Origin of the sequence: Sandarakinorhabdus sp. DWP1-3-1, from assembly GCF_049896705.1 — a bacterium.
GTDB lineage: Bacteria > Pseudomonadota > Alphaproteobacteria > Sphingomonadales > Sphingomonadaceae > Sandarakinorhabdus.
Window position 1 is genome coordinate 742,383 of sequence record NZ_JAFCUV010000003.1, and the last position, 23,470, is coordinate 765,852.

The following is a 23,470-nucleotide window of genomic DNA, read 5'->3' on the forward strand; positions in this document are numbered from 1 at the left end:
TCGCAGGGGGGCGGCACCGGTGACTGAGCATTATCGCATCGCGATCATCGGATCGGGCCCCGCCGGGCTGAGCGCCGCGGCGCATGCGGCGAAACTGGGGCTGAGCCACGTTCTGCTCGAGAAAACCGACCATCTGTCGGACACGATCCACAAATATCAAAAGGGCAAGCATGTGATGGCGACGCCGTCACAACTGGTGCTGCGCGCCGACCTGGAATTCGAGGCCGGCAAGCGCGAGGCCGTGCTCGGCCGCTGGGGCAGCATGGCCGCCGCCGCCGGCATCAACGTCCGTCATCATGCCGAGGTGCGATCGATCACCGGCACTGGCGACCCCATCCCCGGCAGCATCCAGGCCATCACCAGCCGCAGGCGCGACGGCACCACGGAAGTTCGCGAGTTGCAGCGGCTGGCGCCGCCCTATCGCATCACGCTCGCCGGTGCCACCATCATCGCCGACACGATCGTCCTCGCCATCGGCACCCAGGGCAATCCGAACCTGATGACCTGCCCGGGCGGTGACCTGCCGCATGTCCAGTACCAGCTCGACGACCCCGCCGCGTACAACGACGAGCATGTCTTCGTCATCGGCGGCGGCGATGCCGGCATCGAGAATGCGCTGGGGCTGGCGGCCGACGCGGCGCAGGGCAATGTCGTCACGCTGGTCAACCGCTCCGCCGAATTCTCAACCGCCAAGGACGCCAATGTAAAGGCGCTCAACGCGGCGCGCGACGCCGGGCGGATCACGATCATGACCGGCACGACGACGCGGGTGATCGAGCCCGGCTGGATCACCCTCGACACCGCCGATGGCGAGGTTCGCGCCCGCTGCGACCGGGTCATCGCGCGCATGGGATCGGCACCGCCGCGCGGCTTTGTCGAGGCGTGCGGCGTCGAATTCGCCAGCCATGACCGGCTGGCCTTCCCGAAACTGTCGGCGACGTTCGAATCGACCGCCCCCGGCATCCATGTCGTCGGCGCGCTTGCCGGCTATCCGCTGATCAAGCACTGCATCAACCAGGGCCATGATGTCGTCGAGTTCATCAACGGCAACACCGCGCTGCTGCCCGCCGACGAGCCGATCCTGGCGGCCAGGTTCGCCGGCCTGCCCGGCAACCGCAGCGTCGCCGAATGGCTGGAATTCCTGCGCGCCAACGTGTCGATCCTCAATGACATGAGCCCGCTGCAGATGCGCGAGTTCATGCTCGACAGCGCCGCCCGCGTCTGGGCGCCGGGTGCCGTCATCTTCGAGCGCAATGCGCCGGGATCATCGCTGTTCGGCATCGCCGCGGGCAGTGTCCTCGTCGAGATCGACCCCGCCGACCCCTCGGTGACGGTTCCGCTGGCGGCGGGCACGATCTTCGGCGAGGTCGGGCTGATCTCCGGCCGGCGCCGCGGCGCCACGGTGCGCGCCGGCAGCGACTGCATCACTGTCGAGATCCCGCGCAGCGCCGCGTTGAAGCTGATGTCGGCGGTGCCGCCGGCCGCCCGCGAGATCACCCGCATCACCACCGAGCGCAGCCTGTTGCAGATCTTCAAATCGGGGCTGACCCCGGCCGACCTCGTCGATGTCATCGCCGCGGCCAAGATCGAGACGGTGCGCGCCGGCCAGGCGATCATTCGGGAAGGCGAGACCGGCGACGATATCTTCATCATCCAGTCGGGATCGATGGTCGTTGAGAAGACCATCGGCGGCAAGCCGGTGTTCCTCAGCTATGTCCCAGCCGGCTCGTACAGCGGCGAAATGGCGGTCATCGACGGCGGGCCGCGCAGCGCCACGGTGCGCGCCGCGGTGAAATCCGATGTCATCCGCCTGCCCGGCGCCCCGTTCCGCGCATTGCTGGCGGCAAAGCCCGACCTGCTGGCGCGTCTGCGCGACGACATGGCGAGCCGGACCCGGCTCAACAGCTTTATCGAATCGAAGAAGGACGGCTTCGGCGGTGTCGTCGAGATGTACACCGGCGTCGCCAACTTCCTGGTCGACAATGGCGTCGGCGAGGCGACCGACGTGCTGCTGATCGACGAGAAACTGTGCGTCGGCTGCGACAATTGCGAAAAAGCCTGTGCCGACAGCCATGACGGCCTGTCGCGGCTCGATCGCGAGGCCGGGCGCACCTATGCGCATCTGCACGTGCCGACCTCGTGCCGCCATTGCGAGCACCCGCATTGCATGGCCGATTGCCCGCCCAATGCCATCCATCGCGGCCCGACCGGCGAAGTCTATATCGACGAGACCTGCATCGGATGCGGCAATTGCCAGCGCAACTGCCCCTATGGTGTCATCCGCATGGACCAGGTGCCGCCGAAAAAGCCCTGGCTGCTGAACTGGCTGCTGTTCGGCCAGGGGCCGGGACCGGGCGAGCCCGACAAGAAATGGCGCTACAAACAGGCTGCCAAAGCCGTCGAAGCGCCGAAAAAGGCGATCAAATGCGACATGTGCACCGGCCAATCGGGCGGCCCGGCCTGCGTGCGCGCCTGCCCGACCGGCGCTGCCATCCGCGTCTCGCCCGAACAATTCCTGTCGGTGGCGCTGCTCGATCGCGGTGACGACTGATGGCGGCGCGCGCCCGCGGCACGGCCACCACCTCGGGTGCCCGCGACATCGCGCATTCGGGCTTTCTGGCGCATCGGGGCGGCCGCTGGCGCAAGGTGGCGCTGGCGCTGTCGGCGCTGGCCATCGCGGTCTATGCGCTGACCGATCCGCAGCCGCGCCCCAACGGCGGCACGGCGACGGGCTATCTGCTCGGCACCGTCGGCGCGCTGCTGATCTTGTGGCTCAGCCTCATCGGCCTTCGGAAGCGCATCATCACCACCCGGCCCTATTCGTTGAAGGGCTGGACCTCGGCGCATGTCTATCTCGGCCTGTCGCTGATCGTCATCGGCACGCTGCACACGGGCTTCCAGCTCGGGTTCAACGTCCATGGCCTCGCCTATGGGCTGATGCTGATCGTCGTGCTGTCGGGACTTTACGGCATCGCCGTCTATGCCGCGCTGCCGGCGCAACTGTCGGCGAACCGCAACGAGGCGACCCAGCCGCAGATGCTGGAGGCGTTGCGCGCGCTCGATCGCCAGCTCGATACCGCCGCCCAGCCGCTCGACAGGGACGAGGCGGAACTGGTGCGCCTCAGCCTCGAACAATGCGACGTCGGCGGCGGACTGGTCTCGCGACTGACCGGCCGCTACCCGCGCTGCGGCAATGCCCGGGCGCGGGCGGCGGTGCAGGCGATCGTCGACGCCCGCCTGCGCAGCGGCGCGCCCGATGCGCGGCTGGCGCAGATCCTGTTCCTCCTCGAACGGAAGGACGCGGCGCTGGCCCAGGCGAGGCGCCATATCGGCCTGAAGACCCGGCTGGAAATCTGGCTCTACATCCATGTGCCGGCGACCTTTGCGCTGCTCGCGGCGCTGCTGGCGCATGTGCTGAGCGTGTTCCTCTACTGGTGACGGCGTGACGGTCCCCCAATGACATTCATCGTCCGCCAGGTGGCGCGGCGTGCCGACGGCGGCGACATCGTCCGCACGCGCAGCCTCGACGCGGCCGAAATCACCGTCGGCCGCGGCACCGATTGCGATATCCAGCTCGCCGACCTCGGCATCATGCTGCGCCATGCCCGGCTGTCGCTGCTGTCCGACGGCCGTGTCGCCATCGAGGCGACGGGCGGCATCCCGTTCGAAATCGACGGCCGCTTCGTCAATCGCGCCGATCTCGATGTCGCGACGCGCCCGGCGATCGCCATGGCCAGCCATCGGCTGACGCTGGCGCCGGGCGAGGCTCCGGGCAGCGTCGCCGTCACCGCCGAACGCGTCATCGCCGCCAGCGAGGCCGCCGACGCCGGCGCCGAAACCGGCATCTTTTCGCTACAGGGCACGATGCCCGGCAAGCGCGCCATGGCCTGGGCGCTGGCTCTGCTGGTCCTGACGGTCGGTCTGGCGCTGCCCCTGTGGTCGATGATCGGCCGCGAGGCGCCGCCGAGGGCTGGCATTGTCGCTGCCGCCAGCCATCCCGCCACCGCTGTCGGCTGGCGGCCGGACACCGTCTGGTCGAGCGGGCCGCTGTCGACCGCCCATGCCGGGCTCGCCGACAATTGCGGCGCCTGCCACCAAAAGGCGTTCGTGTCGGTCACCGACGCCGCCTGCAGCGCCTGCCACAAACCGGCGACCCTGCCCGCCCATGCTGTGCCCGACCGGATGACGCGCGGGCGCCTGGCCGCCACCGGCGCCGCGACGGCGCTGCGCCAGGGGTTGAACCTGCCGGAGGGCCGCTGCGCGTCGTGCCACAAGGAGCATGAAGGCCCGCGTGGCGCGCTGCTGGTCGCGGCTGATTTCTGCACCGATTGCCATGCCGGGCTCTCGTTGCGCCTGCGCGATACCGCGGTCGCCGATGTGCCCGACTGGGCCGGGCATCCGCAGTTTCGCGCCACGCTGGTGCGGACACCATCGCCGACCAGCCCGCGCTTCGAACGCGTTTCGCTTGCCAAGCGGCCGCGCGAGAACAGCGGCCTCGTCTATCCGCACGATATCCACCTGTCGAAGACCAACAGCGTCGCCAACATGGTGCGCCGCCAGGGCCTGCCGGCCGCGGATGGCGCCCTTGGTTGCAGCTATTGCCATGCGCCCGACAGCGACGGCATCGGTTTCAAGCCGATCGCAATGGAGGCCAATTGCAGCGCCTGCCACGATCTCGCCTTTGCCCGCGACGGCGGTGTCGTCCGCACCCTGCCCCACGGCAAGCCGCAGCAGGTGGCCGGCATCATCCGCGATTTCTACCTGGCCCAGGCGTTCAGCCCGCGCGCCGGAGTGCAGCGCCTGGCATGGGAGCGGCGACTGCCGGGCCAGCGTGCCGAAGCCGTCACCGCCGACCTGCGCGTCACCGGCCCCGGCGAGGCCCGGCAACGCGCTGATGCCGCCATCACCGGCATCTTTTCGGCGGGCGGCGTCTGTGCCGACTGCCATGCCGTCATCGACACCGGCGCACCCGATGCGGCGCTGCGCCATGCCATCGCACCGGTCACGCTGACCGATCGCTACTTGCCCAAGGGCGCTTTCGTGCACAAAAAGCACCGCAGCTACGGCGACCGTACCGGCGATGCCGCCTGCACCAGCTGTCACCAAGGCACCGCGAGCTCGCGGGCGTCGGCCGACGTCCTGCTGCCGCCGGTGTCGCAATGCCGCGAATGCCATGGCGCCGCCACCGTGAAAACCAAGGTCGCGGCGACCTGCGCCACCTGCCACGCCTATCACCCCGGCGCCGATGGCCATGGCGGCCCCGGCGGGGCATCGCTTCCGGCACAGGTGGCGCTGCTGGCCCCCTCCTCCCGCTGACGCATCGGAACCGTGCCGCCGCTCGATGGTAGTTGTCGCGTGGCCGTGTTTCGCCGCCCCAGCCTTGCAGTCAGGGAGAGTATTCATGCGTACCATAACCGCGATGTTCGACAGCCGCGCCGACGCCGAAGCGGCCCGCGACCGTCTCGCCCGCGCCGGCATCAGCGATGCCGATGTCGCCATCCATGACAAGCGTTGCCTCGATGGCGGGCAATCCCGATCGACGGCCGACAGCCATGACGCAGACGGCGCCGAAGGGCGCACCGGCGGCTTTTCCGATGTCGAGCGGCCGGCCGGTGGCGTTTATGGCGCCGATTATCGCACGACGACCGACTATCCCGGCGACGTCGGGCTGCGGCAACGCGAGGCCTCGGCCGAAACCGACAGTGCGCCGATGCACCGTAATGCGCTTGGCGATTTCGTCGACAGTCGCACCGGCAAGAACGTTGCCGACAAGGAGGATGGCCTCCACCGCAACGCCATCGGTGACTTCGTCGATGATCGCACCGGCAAGAACGTCGCCGACAAGGAGGATGGCCTCCACCGCAATGCCATCGGCGACTTCGTCGATGACCAGGGCCATCGCGTTGGCGATGACGAAGACGCGCATCGCGACCATGACCACCGCGGCGCCTGGGACAAGATTGCCAGTTTCTTTACCGGCGACAGCCATGTCTATGAGGAAGGCATGCGGCGCGGCGGCCATCTGCTGACCGTCCATGTCGCCGACGGCGATGTCGATCGCGCTACGGAAATCCTCGATGAAGACGGCGTCGTCGACCTCGACGAACGCCAGGCGAGCTGGCGCAACCAGGGCTGGGGCGACGGTGTGAGCGACGTATCGGCCACCGGGCGGCCACGGGTGCGTTCTTACGATCGCGACTAGGCACAAATTATACTGTCACCCCGGCGCAGCCGGGGCCCATAAACCGCACATTCCGCCACCGTTGCGCAAATCTGGCCGCGTTTGTGGTCTATGGGCCCCGGCCTTCGCCGGGGTGACGTCGTAGGTCGGCCGTTCCCTTCGCGCATCAATCCCTGTAGGACAGTCCGGGCTTTCAACGGGGAATGGCTTTGCGCGCAGCTGACAGCGACGCCGTCATTATCGGCGGCGGCCATAACGGCCTGGTTTGCGCCGCCTATTTGGCCAAGGCCGGACGCAAGGTCACCGTTCTCGAGCGTCGCGGCGTCACCGGCGGCGCCGCGGTCACCGAGGAATTCCACCCCGGTTTTCGCAATTCCGTCGCGAGCTACACCGTCTCTCTGCTCAACCCGCGTGTGATCGCCGATCTCGATCTGCATCGCCATGGGCTTCGCATCGTCAACCGGCCGTTCGCCAATTTCCTGCCGACCGACGATAGCCGCTACCTCCTGACCGGCGGCGGCGGCTCGATCGCCGAGGTGGCGAAGTTTTCCGCAAAGGACGCTGCCGCGCTGCCCGCCTATGAGGCGCAGCTCGAAACCATCGCCGACCTGCTGCGCGACCTGGTGCTGGAAATCCCGCCCAATCTCACCGACGGCGGGTGGCGCGACGCCATTCCCGAACTGCTCGGCGCGGCGCGGCTCGGCAACCGGCTGCGGCGGCTGACGATGGACGAGCGGCGGGTGCTGCTCGAGCTGTTCGCCACCTCGGCCGGGGAGTTCCTCGACGGCTGGTTCGAAAGCGCGCCGCTGAAGGCGGTGCTCGGCTTCGACGGCATCGTCGGCAATTACGCGTCACCCTATGCGGCGGGGTCGGCGTACGTGCTGCTCCATCACGTCTTCGGCGAGGTGAACGGCGTCAAGGGTGCCTGGGGCCATGCCATCGGCGGCATGGGCGCCATCACCCAGGCGATGACCCGCGCCTGCGAGGCGCTGGGCGTCACTATCCGCACCGATTGCGAGGTCGCCGAAGTGGTGGTCGAGCGCGGCCGCGCCACCGGCGTCGTCACCGCCGCCGGCGACACCATCCGGGCCGGGCGCGTCGTGTCCAATGTCCATCCGCGCATCCTTTATGAACGCCTGGTCGATCCGCATCATCTGGCCGACGGCTTCCGCGCCCGCATCGCCCGATACAAGTCGGGGTCGGGCACCTTCCGCATGAATGTCGCCCTGTCGGAACTGCCGAGCTTTACCTGCAAGCCCGGGCCCGGCGACCATCTGTCGGCCGGGATCATCATGGCACCCAGCCTCGATTACATGGAAAAGGCGTGGATCGACGCGCGCCAAACCGGCTGGTCGAAGGCACCGATCGTCGAGATGTTGATTCCCTCCACCCTCGACGACAGCCTGGCGCCGGCCGGGCAGCATGTCGCCAGCCTGTTCTGCCAGCATGTTGCCCCCGAATTGCCGAACGGCATGCACTGGGACGACCATCGCGACACCGTCGCCGACCTGATGATCGCCACCGTCGACAAGGCGGCGCCGGGCTTTGCCGCCTCGGTGCTCGGCCGCCAGATCAAGTCGCCGCTCGATCTCGAACGCGACTTCGGACTGATCGGCGGCGATATCTTCCACGGCAAGCTGACGCTCGACCAATTGTTCTCGGCGCGGCCCATGCTCGGCCATGGCAATTACCGCGGGCCACTGCGCGGTCTCTATATGTGCGGCGCCGGCACCCACCCTGGCGGCGGCGTCACCGGCGCCCCGGGCCACAACGCCGCCCGCGCCATCCTCGCCGATGGCGCACGCTGATCGAACCTTGCGCCACCGCCATCGTTGCGTCAGGCTGTGGACGGGCGGCGGGGCTGTCGACCAGGGGGGACGCAATTCGGCCGATGCTGATCGCACAGGTCACCGATATCCACTTGGGATTCCAGCCGGACGACCCGGCGGAGCTGAACCGCAAGCGCTTCGACGATGTGCTGGCCAGCCTGCTGGCGCTCAACCCGCGGCCCGACCTGCTGATCGCCTCCGGAGATCTTGCCGAGCACGGCACCGTCGCGTCCTACCGCACGCTCAAGATCCTGTGCGACGGCCTGCCCTTTCCGGTTCTGCCGGCGCTCGGAAACCATGACGACCGGGCAAACTTTTGCAGCGTGTTCGGCGACGTGCCGCGCACCGACGACGGCTTTGTGCAATATTGCCACGACGCCGGGCCGCTGCGGCTGGTCATTCTCGACACGCTGGAGCACGGCCGCCACGGCGGCAGCTTCGATGAAGCCCGCGCCGCCTGGCTCGATGCGGCGCTGGCAGCTTCGTCCAAGCCAACGGTCATTGTTCTCCACCATCCACCGATCGAAACCGGCAACGGTTGGATGACGGAACATGTCGATGCGCCCTGGACCCGGATGCTCGGCGCGACGCTGGCGCCGCACCGCCATATTATCCGCCTGCTGACCGGGCACCTGCACCGTGCCATCGTCACCGGCTGGGGCGGCACGACCCTCGCCGTCTGCCCGTCATCGGCGCCGCAGGTTGCGCTGGATTTCCGCGCCCTCGATGCCGACCACCCCGACGGCCGCGACATGATCGTCGCCGAGGCACCCGGCTTTGCGCTGCACTATTGGACCGGGCGCGACCTCGTCACCCATTTCGGTACCGGCGGCGACCACCCCGTGCTGGCGCGCTACAACGCCCGCATGCAACCGACCGTGCGGCACATATTGTCGGAACTTTAGGCTTTATTCGGCACTCCCCGGCTCGGCGATGGCGCGGTGGCGTTCAGCCATCACCGACGCGGGAACGACCCGCGAGGCCAGCACCTGGGCCTTGTTCTGCCAGCCAGACACGACATTGCCCTCGCCCGCCATCAGGCCATCCCAGCCGTCGCGCGCGACCTTGCCGGGGTCGGCCTTTTCGTCATTGCCGACCTTGGTATCGAGCATGTCGGCACGGTCGAAGAATTCGGTTTCGGTGGGGCCGGGCATCAGCGTGGTGATGGTGACGCCCCTGCTGTCCTTCAATTCGTTGCGGAGCGCATCGGCAAAGCTGTCGATGAACGCCTTGCTGCCGTTGTAAACCGCCTGGAAGCTGCCCGGGATATAGCCGGCAATCGACCCGGTGATCAGCACCTTGCCGTCGTTGCGTGCCACCATCGGCGTCAGCACCTGCTTCAGCAGATAGACGGTGCCGGTGATATTGGTATCGATGACCCGCCGCCAGTCGTCGACCTCCTGGTCGAGAAAGCCATGGCCGAGGCCGCGACCGGCGTTGGCGCAGACCAGGTCGATCGGACGGCCACCGGCGCGGGCGATGACGGCGTCGACGCCCTCCAGCGTGGCGAGATCGGCCTCGACGGCATCGACCTCGACATTCTTGGTCCTGAGGTCGGCGGCGGCGTCCTCGATCAGCGCCTCGTCGGCGACGATCAGCAGATCATAACCATTGTCGGCGGCGATATGAGCGAGTTCGAAGCCGATGCCGGTCGAGGCGCCGGTGATGAGGGCGAGTTTGCGGGCCATGGTCTGTCTCCGGTTTGGAATGTGCTTCCCTAACCGGCAGACCGGATTCCCAGTTCCCTGCGCTGCGACCCTGCGCCGCGTTCAGACCCGCATCGGCATCAGCACGTACAGCGCCCGGCTGTCGTCGCTTTCGCGGATCAGCGTCGGCGCCGCAGCATCGGCGAGATGGACATCGACCTGATCGCTGCCGACCTGCCCCAGGATATCGAGCAGATAGCGGTAGTTGAAACCGACCTCGAATTCCGGCGAGGTGTATTCGGCCGGCACTTCCTCGGCGGCGGTGCCGTTTTCGGGGCTGGTGACCGACAGCGTGACCTTGTCGCGGCCCAGCGCCAGCTTCACGGCGCGGGTTTTCTCGGTGGTGGCGATGGCGGCGACGCGGTCGACCCCTTCCGACAGGCTGCGGGTGTCGATCTTGAGGATACGGTCGTTCGCCGTCGGGATGACCCGGCTGTAGTCGGGGAAGGTGCCGTCGATCAACTTCGACGTGAGCGTCGCCTCGGGGCTGAAGCGGAAGCGGATCTTCGACGTCGACAGCGAGATTTCGATAAGCGTGTCATCGGCATATTCGTCGAGCAGCTTCCTGACTTCACCGACGCATTTGCGCGGCACGATGACGCCCGGCATGTTGGCGGCGCCGTCGGGCAGGTCGAGCTCGATGCGCGCCAGGCGGTGGCCATCGGTGGCGACGGCGCGCAGCTTGGGCGTCGCCCCCTCGACGGCATGGATATAGATGCCGTTGAGATAATAGCGGGTTTCCTCGGTGGAAATCGCGAAGCGGGTGCTGTCGATCAGCTCGCGCAGTTCCTTGGCCGACAGGCTGAACACCGTCGGCAGCTCGGTTTCGGCGATGACCGGGAAATCGTCACGCTTCAGCGTGGCGAGGCTGAAGCGCGAGCGGTTGGCGACGACGGTCATCTTGTCACCGGCGACGGCGAGCTCGACCTGGCTGCCTTCCGACAGCTTGCGGACGATGTCGAACAGCGTGTGGGCGCTGACGGTGGTGGCGCCATTGATGTCGATGGCGGCCGGGATGGTTTCCACCACCTGCAGGTCAAGATCGGTCGCCATCAGCCGCAGCCCGTCCGACCGCGCCTCGATCAGCACGTTCGACAGGATGGGGATGGTATTGCGGCGCTCAACCACCGACTGGATGTGCGCCAGACATTTGAGCAGCGTCGCGCGTTCGACCGTCGCCTTCATTTACAGTCCTTGTTTGCCCGTAAGGGATGTATCGCGGGCGACTATAGCGAAGCGCGCGCATCGCGGTAGTGGCGAAGTGTGTCTCGACTGCTACAGATGCACCGATATGGATATCATCATCGCCCGCCACGCCGAAACCGTGTTCAACGCCGCCGCCCGCATGCAGGGGCACATGGCGCACACGCCGCTGACCCGCGCCGGCATCGCACAGGCCGAGGCGATGGGGGCCGCGCTGGCCGAGGTGCTGGGACCGAAACCGGATCGCGACCTGTGGGTGTCGCCGTCGGGCCGCACCCAGCAGACTGCGGCGATCGTCGGCGAACATCTCGGCCATCCGTTCTTCGACTGGCGGCAGGACGAGCGACTGCTGGAGATCGATGTCGGCGACTGGAAAGGGCGTTACTATGCCGACATCGTCGCGGAAATCGGGCCGATCGTCGATGTCGAGCGCCGTCTGTTCGCCGTGGAGCCGCCGAATGGTGAATGGTTTCCCGCCATCGCCGCGCGACTGCAAAGCTGGCTCGACGGCCTCGATCCGTCGCGGCCGGTGCTGGCGATCAGCCACGGCATCACGGCGCGGGTGCTGCGCGGGCTGCTGGTCGGCGGCGACGACTGGCACGGCGTGAAATGTGCCGACGATGCGCCGCAGGGCACGGTGTTCCGCATCGTCGACGGGGTGCAGAGCGTGCTGCTGACCGGGTCGGGCATCCAGGGCGTACGCGCCGCCTGACGCCCGACCCTGTCGGTCAGGCGGCGGCGATGATCGTGCCGACGTCGGCGACCGAATGCCCGGTCAGGTCCTTGGCGATCTCGCCGACCAGCACCGCGCTCAGTGCCTTGTGATAATGCTTGCGCAATTCGCCAAGCGTGCGCGGAGCGGCGACGATGATCAGATTGTCGATCTTGCCGTCGAGCACGCGCTTGTTGAGTTCGGACGCGATGCCGGCGGCAAAGCCGTCCTCGTTCTGCTGGCTGTCATCGGGATTGGCGCTGCTGCTTTGGTGACGGCTGCCCGAGCCCTTGTTGTCACTCGAGATATCGGCATCGGCGAGCGCCGTCAGATGCGGCGTAGCGGCATCGCCGGTGTTGCGGAACAGGTTGAGCTTTTCGCCGTCGGCGATGGCGACGATGGTGTTTTCGGGAATGTTCATGACAGGTCCTGTCGTTATGGTTGCGACAGGGAAACGCCCGGCTGGCGCGATCGGGCCCGCGCCCCGCCTCAGTCGCCGGTCCGCCCGCCGATGCGCCAGGGCGGAAAGCGCTGGTTGCGACCGGCGCGCTACAGGACGATGCGATTGACCGCCGGGTCGCGGGCTTCGGTACGGCGCCACAGTTAGTCCTGGTCCTCAGGCGGCGCGTCGAACACCATTCCGCGCGCCAGCGAGACGGCACGGTGCATCCGCATCGGGCCCTCGCTCTTTGATTCGGCGCCTGGCGGGCTTATGTGCCGCACCACAGCACAGCCAGAGGATTCCCAATGTCTCTCCCCGCCGATCCCGTCGTCATCACCGGTTTTGCCCGCACGCCGATGGGCGGTTTCCAGGGTGCGCTGGCCGGGGTGTCGGCGACGCAGCTCGGGTCGGTCGCGGTCAGGGCGGCGGTCGAGCGGTCGGGGGTCGACGCGGCCAGCATCGGCCAGATCTTCATGGGTTGCGTGCTGCCCGCCGGCCTCGGCCAGGCGCCGGCGCGACAGGCGGCCCTTGGCGCCGGGCTGCCGCTGTCGGTGGAGGCAACCACGGTCAACAAAATGTGCGGATCGGGCATGCAGGCGACGATCATGGCGCACGACGCACTGCTCGCCGGCACCGCCGAGTTCATCGTCGCCGGCGGCATGGAGAGCATGTCGAACGCGCCCTATCTGCTCGTCAAGCACCGCGCCGGCGCCCGCATCGGCCATGATGCGGTGAAGGATTCAATGTACCTCGACGGGCTGGAGGATGCCTATGACCCCGGCAAGCTGATGGGCGCCTTTGCCGAGGAATCGGCGCGCGATTACCAGTTCACCCGCGTCGCCCAGGACGAATATGCGATCGAGAGCCTGAACCGGGCGACTGCGGCGATCACATCGGGGGCGTTCGACGACGAGGTGACGCCGGTGACGGTACCGGGGCGTGGCGGCGACACGGTGGTGGCCGCCGACGAACAGCCCGGCAAGGCGCGGCCCGACAAGATCCCCGGCCTGAAGCCGGCCTTTGCCAAGGACGGCACCATCACCGCCGCCAATGCCTCGTCGATCTCGGACGGCGCCGCCGCGCTGGTGCTGAGCCTCGCCAGCACCGCGGCGCGCGACGGCCTGGCGGTGCGGGCGCGCATCGTCGCCCATGCCGCCCATGCCCATGAACCTGGCAAGTTTACCACGGCGCCGGTGCCGGCGATCGAAAAGGTGCTGAAAAAGGCCGGCTGGACGATCGGCGAGGTCGACCTGTTCGAAGTCAACGAGGCGTTCGCGGCGGTGGCAATGATCGCCATGCACGATCTGGGCATCCCGCGCGACAAGCTCAACATCCACGGCGGCGCGACGGCGCTCGGCCACCCGATCGGCGCGTCGGGCGCGCGCATCATCGCGACGCTGGTCGCGGCGCTGGAACGCACTGGCGGCAAGCGCGGCGTCGCGGCGCTGTGCATCGGCGGCGGCGAGGCGACGGCGATCGCGGTTGAACGGGACTGACCCACTGCTAACCCTCCCGCAAGCGGGGGCCGGCAATGTTATCCCCGATATCCCCGTTATCCACAGGGCAGATGCCCGATATTTCGCTTCCGCGACTCAGGCTTTGGTGAGACCATTCACTTGTAGCCGGGAATTGCCCGAGGCCGAAAAGCCAAGGAAAAAGAAGCGGTTATAGCTAGGCCGAAGCCGGCAACCAAGGCGCAAGCCGGAAATTGCAGCGCGGAAAGTCTGGCTGGGTCGACCGCCAAGGCGTGAAACCGGAGCCACCATGCAAATGGTCGCAAAGGGGACCCCCGAAAGCGAGAGGTCCAGTGGGTCGGAAAGGCAGCTTCGGCCGCCGGACTGCCTCGCGAAAGTGCCGTGACCAGGGAAGGCACGCCGCGCAGACGCCGTAAGGCAGACAGCAAGGTGACACCGCCCGGGTGGCACGACACAGTGGCGGCCGGTGGCAGCACCGGCCGCCATTTGTGCGTGGCGCCGCGAGCGCGCAGTGCGCAACACAGCGCGCCGACAGGCGCAAGCACGGCCGGCGGGGCGTCGCCGCCTCCTGCGACGAACCCGTACGACGCCCGCCGCGGCCTTCAGCGCCGCGTTAAGAGCCCTAAGGCGTCAGCGCCGAAGGCACCTGCCCCCGCAGCCCCGCCGACACCTTCTCCACACCCTCCATCACCCGCAGGATATTGCCCCCTGCCAGCTTCCGGCAGTCGGCATCGCTCCAGCCGCGGCGGAGAAGTTCGGCGATCAACGCCGGATAGGTCTCGACCCCTTCCAAACCGGTGGGCGTCGTGTCGATGCCATCGAGATCGCCGCCGATCCCGACATAGTCATGGCCCGCGACCTTGGCGATATGGTCGATATGGTCGGCGACCTCGGCCAGCGTCACCGCCGGCATGGGGTTGGCCTTGTCCCATTCCGCCAGCGCCACGGCGGCGCGTTCGGGCTGGCCGATGTACAGCCCCGAATAGGGCGGTGCATTGTAGGTCGCCTTGATGCCGGCGCGCGCCGCTTCCCACTCCATGCGCTTGCGCGACACATAGCCCGGGGCATAGTTGACCATGACGATGCCGCCGTTGGCCGCCACCAGTTTCAGCACCTCGTCCGACACGTTGCGCGGATGGTCGGTGACGGCGCGCGCCGACGAATGCGAGAACATCACCGGCGCCCTGGTCATCGCCAGCACCGCCTTCATCGTGCCTTCGGAGACATGGCTGAGGTCGACGATCATGCCGATGCGGTTCATTTCGCCGACAACCGCCTTGCCGAATGCGGTCAGCGGTTCCTGGCGCGGCGCCTCGTTGGCGCTGTCGGCCCAGTCGTTGTGGCGAACATGGGTCAGGGTTACGTAGCGAACGCCGAGATCGTAGAACATGCGCAGCGCCGGCAGGCTGTTGTCGATCTGGCTGCCGCCCTCGACCCCCATCATGCTGGCAACCTTGCCGGTCTTCTGGATGCGGCGGACATCGGCGGCGGTGCTCGCCAGCTCGAAGTCCTTGGGGTGGCGGGCGACGATGCCGCGAACGATGTCGATCTGTTCCAACGTTGCCTTCACCGCCGCCGCGCCCGTGGTGCCGGCCGGCACCCATACCGACCAGAATTGTCCGCCGACCATGCCGGCGTGGAGGCGCGGAATGTCGGTCTGCAACGGCTTTTCGAATTTGCGGCTGTCGGCGTTGAGGTCGACGCCCCACCATTTCTCCCCGAACTGGCCGCGCAGTTGTTCGGGCCAGTCGTTGTGGCCGTCGATGATCGGCTGCGCCTTCAGCACCGCGCGGGCCCGCGCCAGGCTGGGATCGTCGCCGCTCGCGGGGGCGGCCAGCAACGGGCTGGCGAGCATCAGGGCGGTGGTGATGGCAATAATGTTTCGCATCGGGCCGTTGTCGCACCACCTTGCCCTCTCTTGCAAGACAGGTGGCGCGGGTGCGAGACTTCAGGCTAACGTTTACGGCAACCAAGCCTTTGGAGACCCATGATGCTCGATGCCAGCGGACGCGAATGCTATAACGAGGACCATGCCGCGTTTCGCGACACCGTCCGCAAGCTCTTCGACCGCGAGCTGTACCCCAACATCGACCGCTTCGAGCATGAAGGCATCGTTTCGAAGGACTTCTGGCGCGCGTGCGGCGATAACGGTCTGCTCTGCCCGACGGTGCCGGAGGCGTATGGCGGCCTCGGCCTCGATTTCGGCTATAACGCCGTCGTCAACGAGGAGCTGGCCTATTCGGGCTGTTCCGCCGGCATCACGCTGCAGTCCGACATCGTCGCCGACTACATCGTCGCCTATGGGTCCGAAGAGCAGAAGCAGAAGTATCTGCCCAAGATGATCAGCGGCGAGCTGATCACCGCCATCGCGATGACCGAGCCCGGCGCCGGATCCGACCTGCAGGGCGTGCGCACCACCGCCAAGAAGGACGGCAACCATTATGTCATCAGCGGGTCCAAGACCTACATCACCAACGGCCAGAACGCCGACCTGATCATAGTCGTCGCCAAGACCGACCCCGACAAGGGCGCCAAGGGCACGTCGCTGATCCTCGTCGAGAGCGATCGCGAAGGCTTTGCCCGAGGCCGCAACCTCGACAAGATCGGCCAGCACAGCGCCGACACGTCTGAGCTGTTCTTCAACGAGGTCCGCGTGCCGATGACCAACTGCCTCGGCGAGGAGAACAAGGGCTTCATCTACCTGATGAGCCAGCTGCCGCAGGAACGGCTGGGCATCGCCATCGGCGCCCAGGCCGGCGCCCAGCGCGCCTTCGATGAAGCGGTGAAGTTCACCAAGGATCGCAAGGCATTCGGCAAGACGGTGTTCGATTTCCAGAACACGCGTTTCACCCTCGCCTCGCTGAAGACCCAGCTGCAGGTCGGCTGGGCCCACATTGACTGGGGGCTCAAGCGCCTGCTGGAAGGCAAGCTGACCGCGGCCGAAGCCAGCGCCGCCAAGCTGTGGCACACCGAGATGCAGGGTGACGTCGTCGATGCCGCGCTGCAGTTGCACGGCGGCGCCGGTTACATGAACGAATATCCGATCGCCCGCATGTGGCGCGATGCGCGGGTGCAGCGCATCTATGGCGGCACGTCGGAAATCATGCGCGAAGTCATCGCCCGGACGATCTGAGGTGGATTGCCTAAGGGCAGTCCCGCTTCAACGAAATCGACGCCAGGTGGGTTAACGACCTAGATGAGCCCGGCCAGCGTCGCCTTCATCGCCGCCTCGGTGCGGTTGGCAGCGCCGACCGTGGCGATCGCAACCGCGACATGGGTCTTCACCGTCGCCGGCGACAGCCCGAGGCGCTTGGCGATGGCCTTGTTCGACAGGCCTTGCGAAATCAGCAGCAGCACCTCGCGCTGGCGCGGCGTCGCGCTGACCGTGCGATTGTCGCCGCCGCGCCGTTCGGTGGCGATATGGGCGATCCGCGGCGGCAGATAGCGTCCGCCGGCAGCGACCAGCTCGATCGCGGCGAGCAACAGCGCCGAATCGCAGGCCTTGGGGACAAACCCGTCGACACCGCTTTCGATGAGGTCGAGCAGCAGGGCATCGTCCTGCGTGCCGGTAATTATGATGACACGTGCACCGGGCGCGGCGGCGCGGATCCCCGCCACCCCGGCTCGTTCGTCGGCGCCGGGCATGACGAGATCGACAAGGCAGATGTCGGGCCCGGCGGCCGCCAGGCTCCACGCCTCTGGAAAGCTTGCGGCATGGCGGATTTCGGCATCCGGCCAACGGCTGCCCACTAGCGCGGCCAGCGCATCGCGCACCATGGCATGGTCATCGCAGATCAGACAGCTCCGCATTCCGCCCTACCCCTTATCGCCGCCCCGCCGCGCTGTCACGCGCTCGCCTATCGGCCAATCGCAACGCGGCGGCATCACCCGACAGGTTCACCCAAATGGCCGATGCCGCACCCGCCAACGCCAGCTAAAGCCCTGAATTACGGGCCGCCCCATGGCAGGTGCCGTGAAACTGCTAACGTAAACGGGGGAATATCATGCGTTACTCGATCTGCCTGGCGGCATTGCTCGCCGGCACGGCCTTTGCAACCACCGCCAGCGCTGCCGAGAAAGGCGCCTACATCGGCCTGTCGGTGGGCGTGGCAAAGCTGGGCACCACCGATATCGGTTATTACGACGCCGGTGGCACCTTCGGCGGCAGCGGCGCCACCGACCGCGCCGACGGCCGTCTCAGCTTCAAGTCCGCTGCCGAATTCAAGGGCACCGTCGGCTATGATTTCGGCACCATCCGCGCCGATCTGGAAATCGCCTATGCGCGCAGCAGCACCAAGGCGCTGACCGTCGACAGCATCAACGGCAGCCCGGTCACGCTGAGCCCCGGCGACATCAGCGACATCTGCGACTATCTTGAGGCCAGCAACTGCGCGGGTGCCGGCAATGCCATCACCGTCGACGGCAGCCGGCTGCGCCAGCTGTCGGCACTCGGCAGCCTGTGGGTCGATCTGCCGATCGGCAAGTCGGTGACGCCCTATGTCGGCGCCGGCCTCGGCGTTTCGGGTTTCGAGGCCGATGGCGAAGGCAAGGCGCAATTTGCCTGGCAGCTCGGCGCCGGCGTCGCCTTCAATATCAGCGAGACGACGGCGATCACCATCGATTACCGCCATCGCGAGGCCAAGGGCACCAACATCGCCTATGATTCGGTGTCGGGCTTCGACATCGGCAAGCTGAAGACCGACAGCGTCAGCGCCGGCGTGCGTTTCACCTTCTGATCACTGGCCTGCGGGGCGGCAGCGTCTGCCCCGCAGGCCGTTATCAGGCAGCCGGCAGCTCCACCAGGAACGCTGTTCCGCGTTGCCACTGCGAGACCAGCCTGATGCTGCCGCCCATCATGGCCAGTTGCCGGCGGGCGGAGACAAGCCCCAGGCCGAGGCCGCGATGCAGGCTGGTGTTGCCCTTGGCGAAATCTTCGAACAGCCAGCGCTCGCTGTCGCTGGCGAGACCGCAGCCATCGTCGATCGCCCAGATTTCAACCGTTTCGCGGCGCCGGCGCGCGGCGAGCAATAGCCGGCGCCCGCCGGAATGGCGGATGGCATTGTGCACGATATTGCCGATCGCCCGCCCGACGAGTTGCGGATCGGCCATCACGGCATGGGCGCTGCCGACGATCCGGATGCGCATCCCGGTCGCCTCCGCTGCCACCCGATACTCGCGGGCGATGCCGTTTAGGAGATGTGCCGTCGGCAGCGACTGCGGCCGCACGGCGACAGCGCCGGAATCGAGCCGCAGATATTCGATCATCGTGTCGATGAGGCCCTGGGCGGATTGCAGCGCCACGGCGGCGCCGCGCACCGCCTCGTCGTGGCGCTCGCCGGCCGGCAGGGCCAGTGCCGCCTCGATCCCGAGCCGAGCCGCATAGACGGGCTGCTGCAGGTCGTGGCTGGCGGACGCGATAAAGCGCGCCTTGGCATCACGTTCGGTGGCGACGATTGCCAGTGCCTCGCGCGTCGCGGTGGCCGAGGCGGCGCTCACCTGTTCTGCCTCCAGTGCTGCCAGCACGGTGCGCTGCACCAGGCGTTGCAGGCCGAGCATCGACGCGCCGATCGCGACCAGCAGCAGCGCCAGCGCCAGCCCCAGCTCGACATCGCTGTAGATGGCGAAGCCGGCAACCGCGACCGTCAGCAGCAGGACCTCCCAGGCGGCAAGGCGCGCCGCCGGATTGGCGGATATGATGCTGACGCCGACGTACCAGACGTACATGAGGGTGGTGAAATACTGCAGCGCCACATCGGCGCCGCGCAGCAGCACCCAGGGGCTCAGCGCGATGCCGATGTTCAGCAGCTTGCGGGCGATGATGCCGAAGCGCGGCCAATGTTCCACCGTGTCGGCGTCGTCGGGCCGGCGCCGGTAAAAGCTGATGATCGCGACGAGCCAGAAGCCGACGACGGCGAACATGGCCGTCAGCCACAGGTCGAGCAGCCACGCCGGACGGACCAGCGGGCCGAAGCGCCATCTGATGAAAATCAGCACCAGCGTCATGATGATCATGCCGGGGATGCTGAACCGGGCCCCCGAGCGCACCGCCGCGGCACGCGCCGGCAGGCTCATCGCGTCGAAGGCGTCCAGCGGCGTTTCGTGCAACGGGATAGCCGATTGATTTAACATTTGCTCCACCGATGCAGCCGATTAGCGGGGTCGCATCGCACGATCAAGCGGCTGATATTGCGCACGGCCGGCTGGTGGCGCGGGCTCGCGGCGTGGTTCACCCCCGACAGAAAAGCCCGGGGGTTTCCCCCCGGGCTGATGTTCTGACCTGCCGGCTTCAGGCTGCCGGCTTGTTCGTCTCTGCCGCAGCCACCGGGGTGGCGACCGGTGCCGCCTCGGGGGCGATCGCCGCAACCGGCGGCGTCGCACCGGCGGGGGTGTCGCTGTGATAGGCACCCTTCAGCCCCGGATAGTCCTTCAGCATCGGGTAGCCGCCCAATGGCTTGTTCACGCCCTGGTGGCAGGTGGTGCAATAGACCTTCTTGGGATCGCCGGCCGGCCCCCGCCGGTTGGCGGGCCAGACGCTGCCCAGCGACGTGATGTAGTTGTCGTTGGTGTCGCGAACCATGCGGATGCCGTACCAGGCCGACACGCGCTGGGTGCGCGATTGCGACCAGTTCGCGAAGTTCTGGGTGTTGTGGCAGTAGGTGCAGTTGACACCCAGGCCCTGCGACATGTGCATCATCAGGCCATAGGTCTGTTCGGTCGACTGGATCGATGCCTTGTGAGCGGTCGGGAAGGCCGATGGCCCGCCGACGCGGATGTTGTTCTTGCCCTGCAGTAACGCCGTGAACGGATCGTTGGGCAGCGAGGCATAGGCAACTGTCGGTGCCGGCATGTTCTGGCCGCGGCGATTGCCGGCCAGCTTGTTCGGGCTGGGCAGGCCCTCGGACCAGACATATTTCGGAACGGCATTGCCGCGATGGCAGGTCCAGCAGGTGACGCCGGCGTTGGCACCGTTGGCGCTGGCCTGGAAATGCGGTTTCCAGGTGCTATTGATGCTGCGCGTCATCTGGATCATGCGCCGTGCGACGATCTTGGTGTACAGCTCGTCGGACGCCATGTTTGCCGGATTGTGGCAGTAATTGCAGCCGGCGTTGGGGCCATCGACCGGGGCGACCCAGTTGGAGATCGCCGCCATGGTGTAGTTGAACTCTTCGGTCGACAGGTCGCCGAGCACCTTGACGTTCTGATACGTCACATTGGCGCGCGGCCCCTCCAGCATGTCGGGCGTCAGCGGGTACGGCGGTTCCGGCACCGCCGCCACCTTGGTCATGCTGCTGCTGTCGTTGACCTGGTTCAGCCCGGTCCCGCGCGGACCGACCTGCGACACGGTTTTCTTTCCGAATTCGCAACCGGCAAGCAGCAGGGCCGGCAGTACGAAGACGAGGGTGGCGAGTTTGCGGGTCATTGCGGTGCCCCCGGAAGAGTGGCGGGATCGACAACACCGGTTGCCGGATATGCCAGCGCGAAATGATGCTCGACGGCCCAAAGGTACCAGTTGTCGACGACCGTGCCGGTCAGCAGGATGCCGATACCACCCGTAAGCGTCGTCAACACCGCGAACCACCACGCCCAGCGATGGACCGATTCCATCGACGCGTTGAAGCCCATTGTCCAGCGCCAGAACAGCGCAGCGCGTTCTGACGCAGTGCCGCGGTCGGTGATCTGTTCGATCTCGCGTTCACCGCCATAGCGGCCGACGGCCAGGATGGTGGCGCCGTGCATCGCGAACAGCAGTGCCGACCCATAAAGGAAGACGATCGAGAGCGCGTGGAACGGATTGTAGAACAAATTGCCGTAGCGGATGGAAAAGGCCGCCGTCCAGTCGAGGTGCGGGAAGATGCCGAACGGCACTGCTTCCGACCAGCTGCCCATCGCCAGCGGCCTGATGAAGCCGAGGACGAGGTAGAGCCAGATCGCCGAGGCAAAGGCCCAGGCGATGTGCGTGCCCATGCCGAGCTGTTTCGCCCGCACATAGGTCCGGGCCCACCAGAGCAGCACCGACAGGGTCAGGAAGAAGCCGGCGATCAGCCACCAGCCGCCTTCCTGCAGCGGCGGCAGGATCTTCAAGCCGTATTTGGCCGGCGGCGGTTCGAGCGCCAGCCAGAACAGCTGCCGCACGAACTGGATGGGGTCCCAATTGACCTGCGCCCAGAAGTTGAGACCGATGATGCAGAAGGCGAGCGTGCCGAACACCAGCGAAGCGAGGCCGAGCTTGCCGAGATAGACCGGCCCGATCTGGGTGCCGCCGAGCTTGCCCAGCCAATAGGTGTAGCCGAATGGCCCGTAGCGCGGGTCATTGTGCGGGCCGAGCGGCACCCCGGTCTCGTAATCGCCGCGAAGCTGGAGCTGGGTGAAAATATTCTGATATGCCATGGTCTTCGCTCCCCTTAGCGCCAGATCGGCAGGTTGAGCCACCACGTCCACCATTCGGGCCAGCCGCGTGACCAGAAGGGACCGGAGAGGATGATGCAGACAGCGCTCCAGAACACGGCGTTCAGCGCGAGCAGCAGCCCGACCCTGTGGATGCCGAGCGTACCGACCGAATAGCCGACGAGATCGCGGAAGAACGTGTCTTCATATTCGGGCGACTTGACGTCCTGACCCTCGGCCGGATTGACCGCCGACAGCACCAGCGCGCCGTGCATGGCGAGCGCCAGCGCCGTGGTGAAGAAGAAGCTCACCGCCAGCATGTGCGCCGGATTGTAGTGGAAGTGCAGGTATTGGTAGCCGGTGTTCGACACCCAGTCGAGGTGGCTGAAGATACCATAGGGAAAGCCCCAGCCCCAGGCGCCCATCAGCACCGGGCGGATGACCTCCAGGCTGAAATAGGCGAAGATCGCCATGCCGAAGGCCGCCGGGACATGATAGCCCATGCCGAGCTTGCGGCAGATCTCGACCTCGCGCAGCGCCCAGGAGCCGAAGGCGCCGAGCGCGCAGATGGTGATGATCTGCCAGAGCCCGCCCTCGCGCAGCGGCGCAAGCGACAGGCCGTATTTGATGTCGGGAGGAGCGATATTGATGAGCCACGGATTCCACGTCGGACCGATGGCGGCGCCGTACAGGATCAACGCGGTGCCCAGCGTTGCAAAGAAGATCGTCGTGACCCCGAAGAAGCCCACATAAAAGGGGCCGATCCAGAAGTCGAAGAGGTCACCGCCGACCAGCGTACCCCCGCGAACGCGATATTTCCGCTCGAAACTTAACAGCGCCATGGCGCACCTCCCCCTCTGCCCGTTACCCTTGTGGTACGGCGCGGGATTTCAACTGTTGGTGCGGGCGGGCAGGACCAGAAAACGCTGACCCCGCCCGTCTCGCCTTGATACAAACGCGACGCGATACTGTTGGCCGGATCAGGCCGATTCCGACCCCGTGGCGATCGACGCCGCGGTGGTGTTCGTGGAAGCGCCCGAAGCGCCGTCCAGCCAGTTGTACCGATCCGTCGACAGCAGGATGAAGTGAATGAGGATCGCCAGCGTAAACAGGAAGATCGCCAAAGCACTCAGGATGCGTTGCGGGTTGAAAGTCTGCCAAATTCTCCACATCGTAACGTCTCCTTAACCGCGGGTCGGCACGGCGCGTGTAGCGTCGGCCTGCTGAACGCTTTCGACCTGGGCGAAGGCCTTGGCCGGCCCGAGCCACGGACGCCACGACCACACCAGGAAGTGCGCGATGATCGCCACGAAAACGAAGAATGCCGTCGATGCGACGAAGAGCTTGTGCACTTCCTTCGCTTCGGCGTCGGTCAGGTAGGTGCCTGGCCCCAGCTTGTTGTCACTCATGTATTTTCCTCCAGTTTATCCGCCGCACGGGGCCGGGAATGGCCTCGCCCGACCGGCAGCTTTGCGGCGTTGGAATCCACCGCAAAGAGGTCGAGATCCAGGATTGGACCAAGGTATGAGCGCAGGTG

General features: G+C 66.8%; 21 protein-coding genes. 10 read left to right on the top strand and 11 right to left on the bottom strand.

All coding sequences use genetic code 11. The features are described from left to right. The first annotated feature begins 19 nt into the window (after positions 1-19). From ACP7AI_RS17100 to ACP7AI_RS17125, 6 genes are all read left to right on the top strand, one after another. Complete coding sequence (locus tag ACP7AI_RS17100; RefSeq protein WP_426170176.1) at positions 20-2,551, top strand: cyclic nucleotide-binding domain-containing protein; 2,532 nt, start codon at positions 20-22, stop codon at positions 2,549-2,551. Continuing rightward, positions 2,551-3,438, top strand: a complete 888-nt coding sequence (locus ACP7AI_RS17105; RefSeq protein WP_426170002.1) for a hypothetical protein — start codon at positions 2,551-2,553, stop codon at positions 3,436-3,438. Before ACP7AI_RS17100 ends, ACP7AI_RS17105 begins: the two co-directional genes overlap by 1 nt. Positions 3,439-3,456: 18 nt before the next feature. Beyond that, positions 3,457-5,316 (top strand): cytochrome c3 family protein, encoded by a 1,860-nt coding sequence (locus ACP7AI_RS17110; RefSeq protein ID WP_426170005.1) that lies wholly within the window; start codon positions 3,457-3,459, stop codon positions 5,314-5,316. An 85-nt stretch (positions 5,317-5,401) separates the two neighbouring features. Then, positions 5,402-6,202 carry a hypothetical protein gene (locus tag ACP7AI_RS17115; protein ID WP_426170007.1) on the top strand — a complete coding sequence of 267 codons (801 nt, stop codon included), beginning with the start codon at positions 5,402-5,404 and terminating at the stop codon, positions 6,200-6,202. 182 nt (positions 6,203-6,384) lie between these two features. Beyond that, positions 6,385-7,989 carry a phytoene desaturase family protein gene (locus ACP7AI_RS17120; RefSeq protein ID WP_426170009.1) on the top strand — a complete coding sequence of 535 codons (1,605 nt, stop codon included), beginning with the start codon at positions 6,385-6,387 and terminating at the stop codon, positions 7,987-7,989. A gap of 83 nt (positions 7,990-8,072) precedes the next feature. Then, on the top strand, positions 8,073-8,915 hold the full coding sequence (locus tag ACP7AI_RS17125; RefSeq protein ID WP_426170011.1) for a metallophosphoesterase: 843 nt from the start codon (positions 8,073-8,075) through the stop codon (positions 8,913-8,915). A gap of 3 nt (positions 8,916-8,918) precedes the next feature. Here the strand turns inward: ACP7AI_RS17125 and ACP7AI_RS17130 are convergent, their stop codons facing one another. Beyond that, a complete protein-coding gene (locus ACP7AI_RS17130) occupies positions 8,919-9,698 on the bottom strand; it encodes an SDR family NAD(P)-dependent oxidoreductase (protein ID WP_426170014.1) in 780 nt (259 codons plus the stop codon). 81 nt (positions 9,699-9,779) lie between these two features. Beyond that, the gene (gene dnaN / locus ACP7AI_RS17135; RefSeq protein ID WP_426170016.1) at positions 9,780-10,901 is read right to left on the bottom strand and encodes a DNA polymerase III subunit beta; all 1,122 of its coding nucleotides are present in this window, start codon (positions 10,899-10,901) and stop codon (positions 9,780-9,782) included. Between the two features lie 106 nt (positions 10,902-11,007). On the opposite strand from dnaN, the gene ACP7AI_RS17140 reads away from it, so the two are divergent. Then, positions 11,008-11,631, top strand: coding sequence for a histidine phosphatase family protein (locus ACP7AI_RS17140; RefSeq protein ID WP_426170019.1), 624 nt, complete (start codon positions 11,008-11,010; stop codon positions 11,629-11,631). A gap of 16 nt (positions 11,632-11,647) precedes the next feature. Here ACP7AI_RS17140 and ACP7AI_RS17145 read toward each other — a convergent pair whose 3' ends face one another. Next, positions 11,648-12,052 (bottom strand): host attachment family protein, encoded by a 405-nt coding sequence (locus tag ACP7AI_RS17145; protein WP_426170021.1) that lies wholly within the window; start codon positions 12,050-12,052, stop codon positions 11,648-11,650. Between the two features lie 326 nt (positions 12,053-12,378). Here ACP7AI_RS17145 and ACP7AI_RS17150 point away from each other — a divergent pair, with 326 nt between their 5' ends. Further along, positions 12,379-13,569 carry an acetyl-CoA C-acyltransferase gene (locus tag ACP7AI_RS17150; RefSeq protein WP_426170023.1) on the top strand — a complete coding sequence of 397 codons (1,191 nt, stop codon included), beginning with the start codon at positions 12,379-12,381 and terminating at the stop codon, positions 13,567-13,569. 601 nt (positions 13,570-14,170) lie between these two features. Here ACP7AI_RS17150 and ACP7AI_RS17155 read toward each other — a convergent pair. Further along, the gene (locus tag ACP7AI_RS17155) at positions 14,171-15,436 is read right to left on the bottom strand and encodes a dipeptidase (protein ID WP_426170025.1); all 1,266 of its coding nucleotides are present in this window, start codon (positions 15,434-15,436) and stop codon (positions 14,171-14,173) included. A 102-nt stretch (positions 15,437-15,538) separates the two neighbouring features. On the opposite strand from ACP7AI_RS17155, the gene ACP7AI_RS17160 reads away from it, so the two are divergent. Further along, entirely contained in the window at positions 15,539-16,681 is a 1,143-nt protein-coding gene (locus ACP7AI_RS17160; protein ID WP_426170179.1) for an acyl-CoA dehydrogenase family protein, read from the top strand. A gap of 59 nt (positions 16,682-16,740) precedes the next feature. On the opposite strand, the gene ACP7AI_RS17165 is transcribed toward ACP7AI_RS17160, so the two are convergent. After that, positions 16,741-17,358 (bottom strand): response regulator, encoded by a 618-nt coding sequence (locus tag ACP7AI_RS17165; protein WP_426170028.1) that lies wholly within the window; start codon positions 17,356-17,358, stop codon positions 16,741-16,743. Between the two features lie 194 nt (positions 17,359-17,552). Between ACP7AI_RS17165 and ACP7AI_RS17170 the strand changes: the two genes are divergently transcribed. Continuing rightward, positions 17,553-18,284, top strand: a complete 732-nt coding sequence (locus ACP7AI_RS17170) for an outer membrane protein (RefSeq protein WP_426170030.1) — start codon at positions 17,553-17,555, stop codon at positions 18,282-18,284. A gap of 43 nt (positions 18,285-18,327) precedes the next feature. Here ACP7AI_RS17170 and ACP7AI_RS17175 read toward each other — a convergent pair whose 3' ends face one another. The 6 genes from ACP7AI_RS17175 to pufB form a co-directional block, all read right to left on the bottom strand. Continuing rightward, positions 18,328-19,653 (bottom strand): sensor histidine kinase, encoded by a 1,326-nt coding sequence (locus ACP7AI_RS17175; RefSeq protein ID WP_426170033.1) that lies wholly within the window; start codon positions 19,651-19,653, stop codon positions 18,328-18,330. Between the two features lie 181 nt (positions 19,654-19,834). Continuing rightward, on the bottom strand, positions 19,835-20,968 hold the full coding sequence (gene pufC / locus ACP7AI_RS17180) for a photosynthetic reaction center cytochrome PufC (RefSeq protein ID WP_426170035.1): 1,134 nt from the start codon (positions 20,966-20,968) through the stop codon (positions 19,835-19,837). After that, a complete protein-coding gene (gene pufM / locus ACP7AI_RS17185) occupies positions 20,965-21,936 on the bottom strand; it encodes a photosynthetic reaction center subunit M (RefSeq protein ID WP_426170037.1) in 972 nt (323 codons plus the stop codon). The genes pufC and pufM overlap by 4 nt, the downstream gene beginning before the upstream one ends. A gap of 14 nt (positions 21,937-21,950) precedes the next feature. After that, entirely contained in the window at positions 21,951-22,775 is an 825-nt protein-coding gene (gene pufL, locus ACP7AI_RS17190; protein ID WP_426170039.1) for a photosynthetic reaction center subunit L, read from the bottom strand. A 138-nt stretch (positions 22,776-22,913) separates the two neighbouring features. Next, complete coding sequence (gene pufA / locus ACP7AI_RS17195) at positions 22,914-23,105, bottom strand: light-harvesting antenna LH1, alpha subunit (RefSeq protein WP_426170042.1); 192 nt, start codon at positions 23,103-23,105, stop codon at positions 22,914-22,916. A 12-nt stretch (positions 23,106-23,117) separates the two neighbouring features. Continuing rightward, entirely contained in the window at positions 23,118-23,342 is a 225-nt protein-coding gene (gene pufB, locus ACP7AI_RS17200; protein ID WP_426170044.1) for a light-harvesting antenna LH1, beta subunit, read from the bottom strand. Positions 23,343-23,470 lie beyond the last annotated feature (128 nt).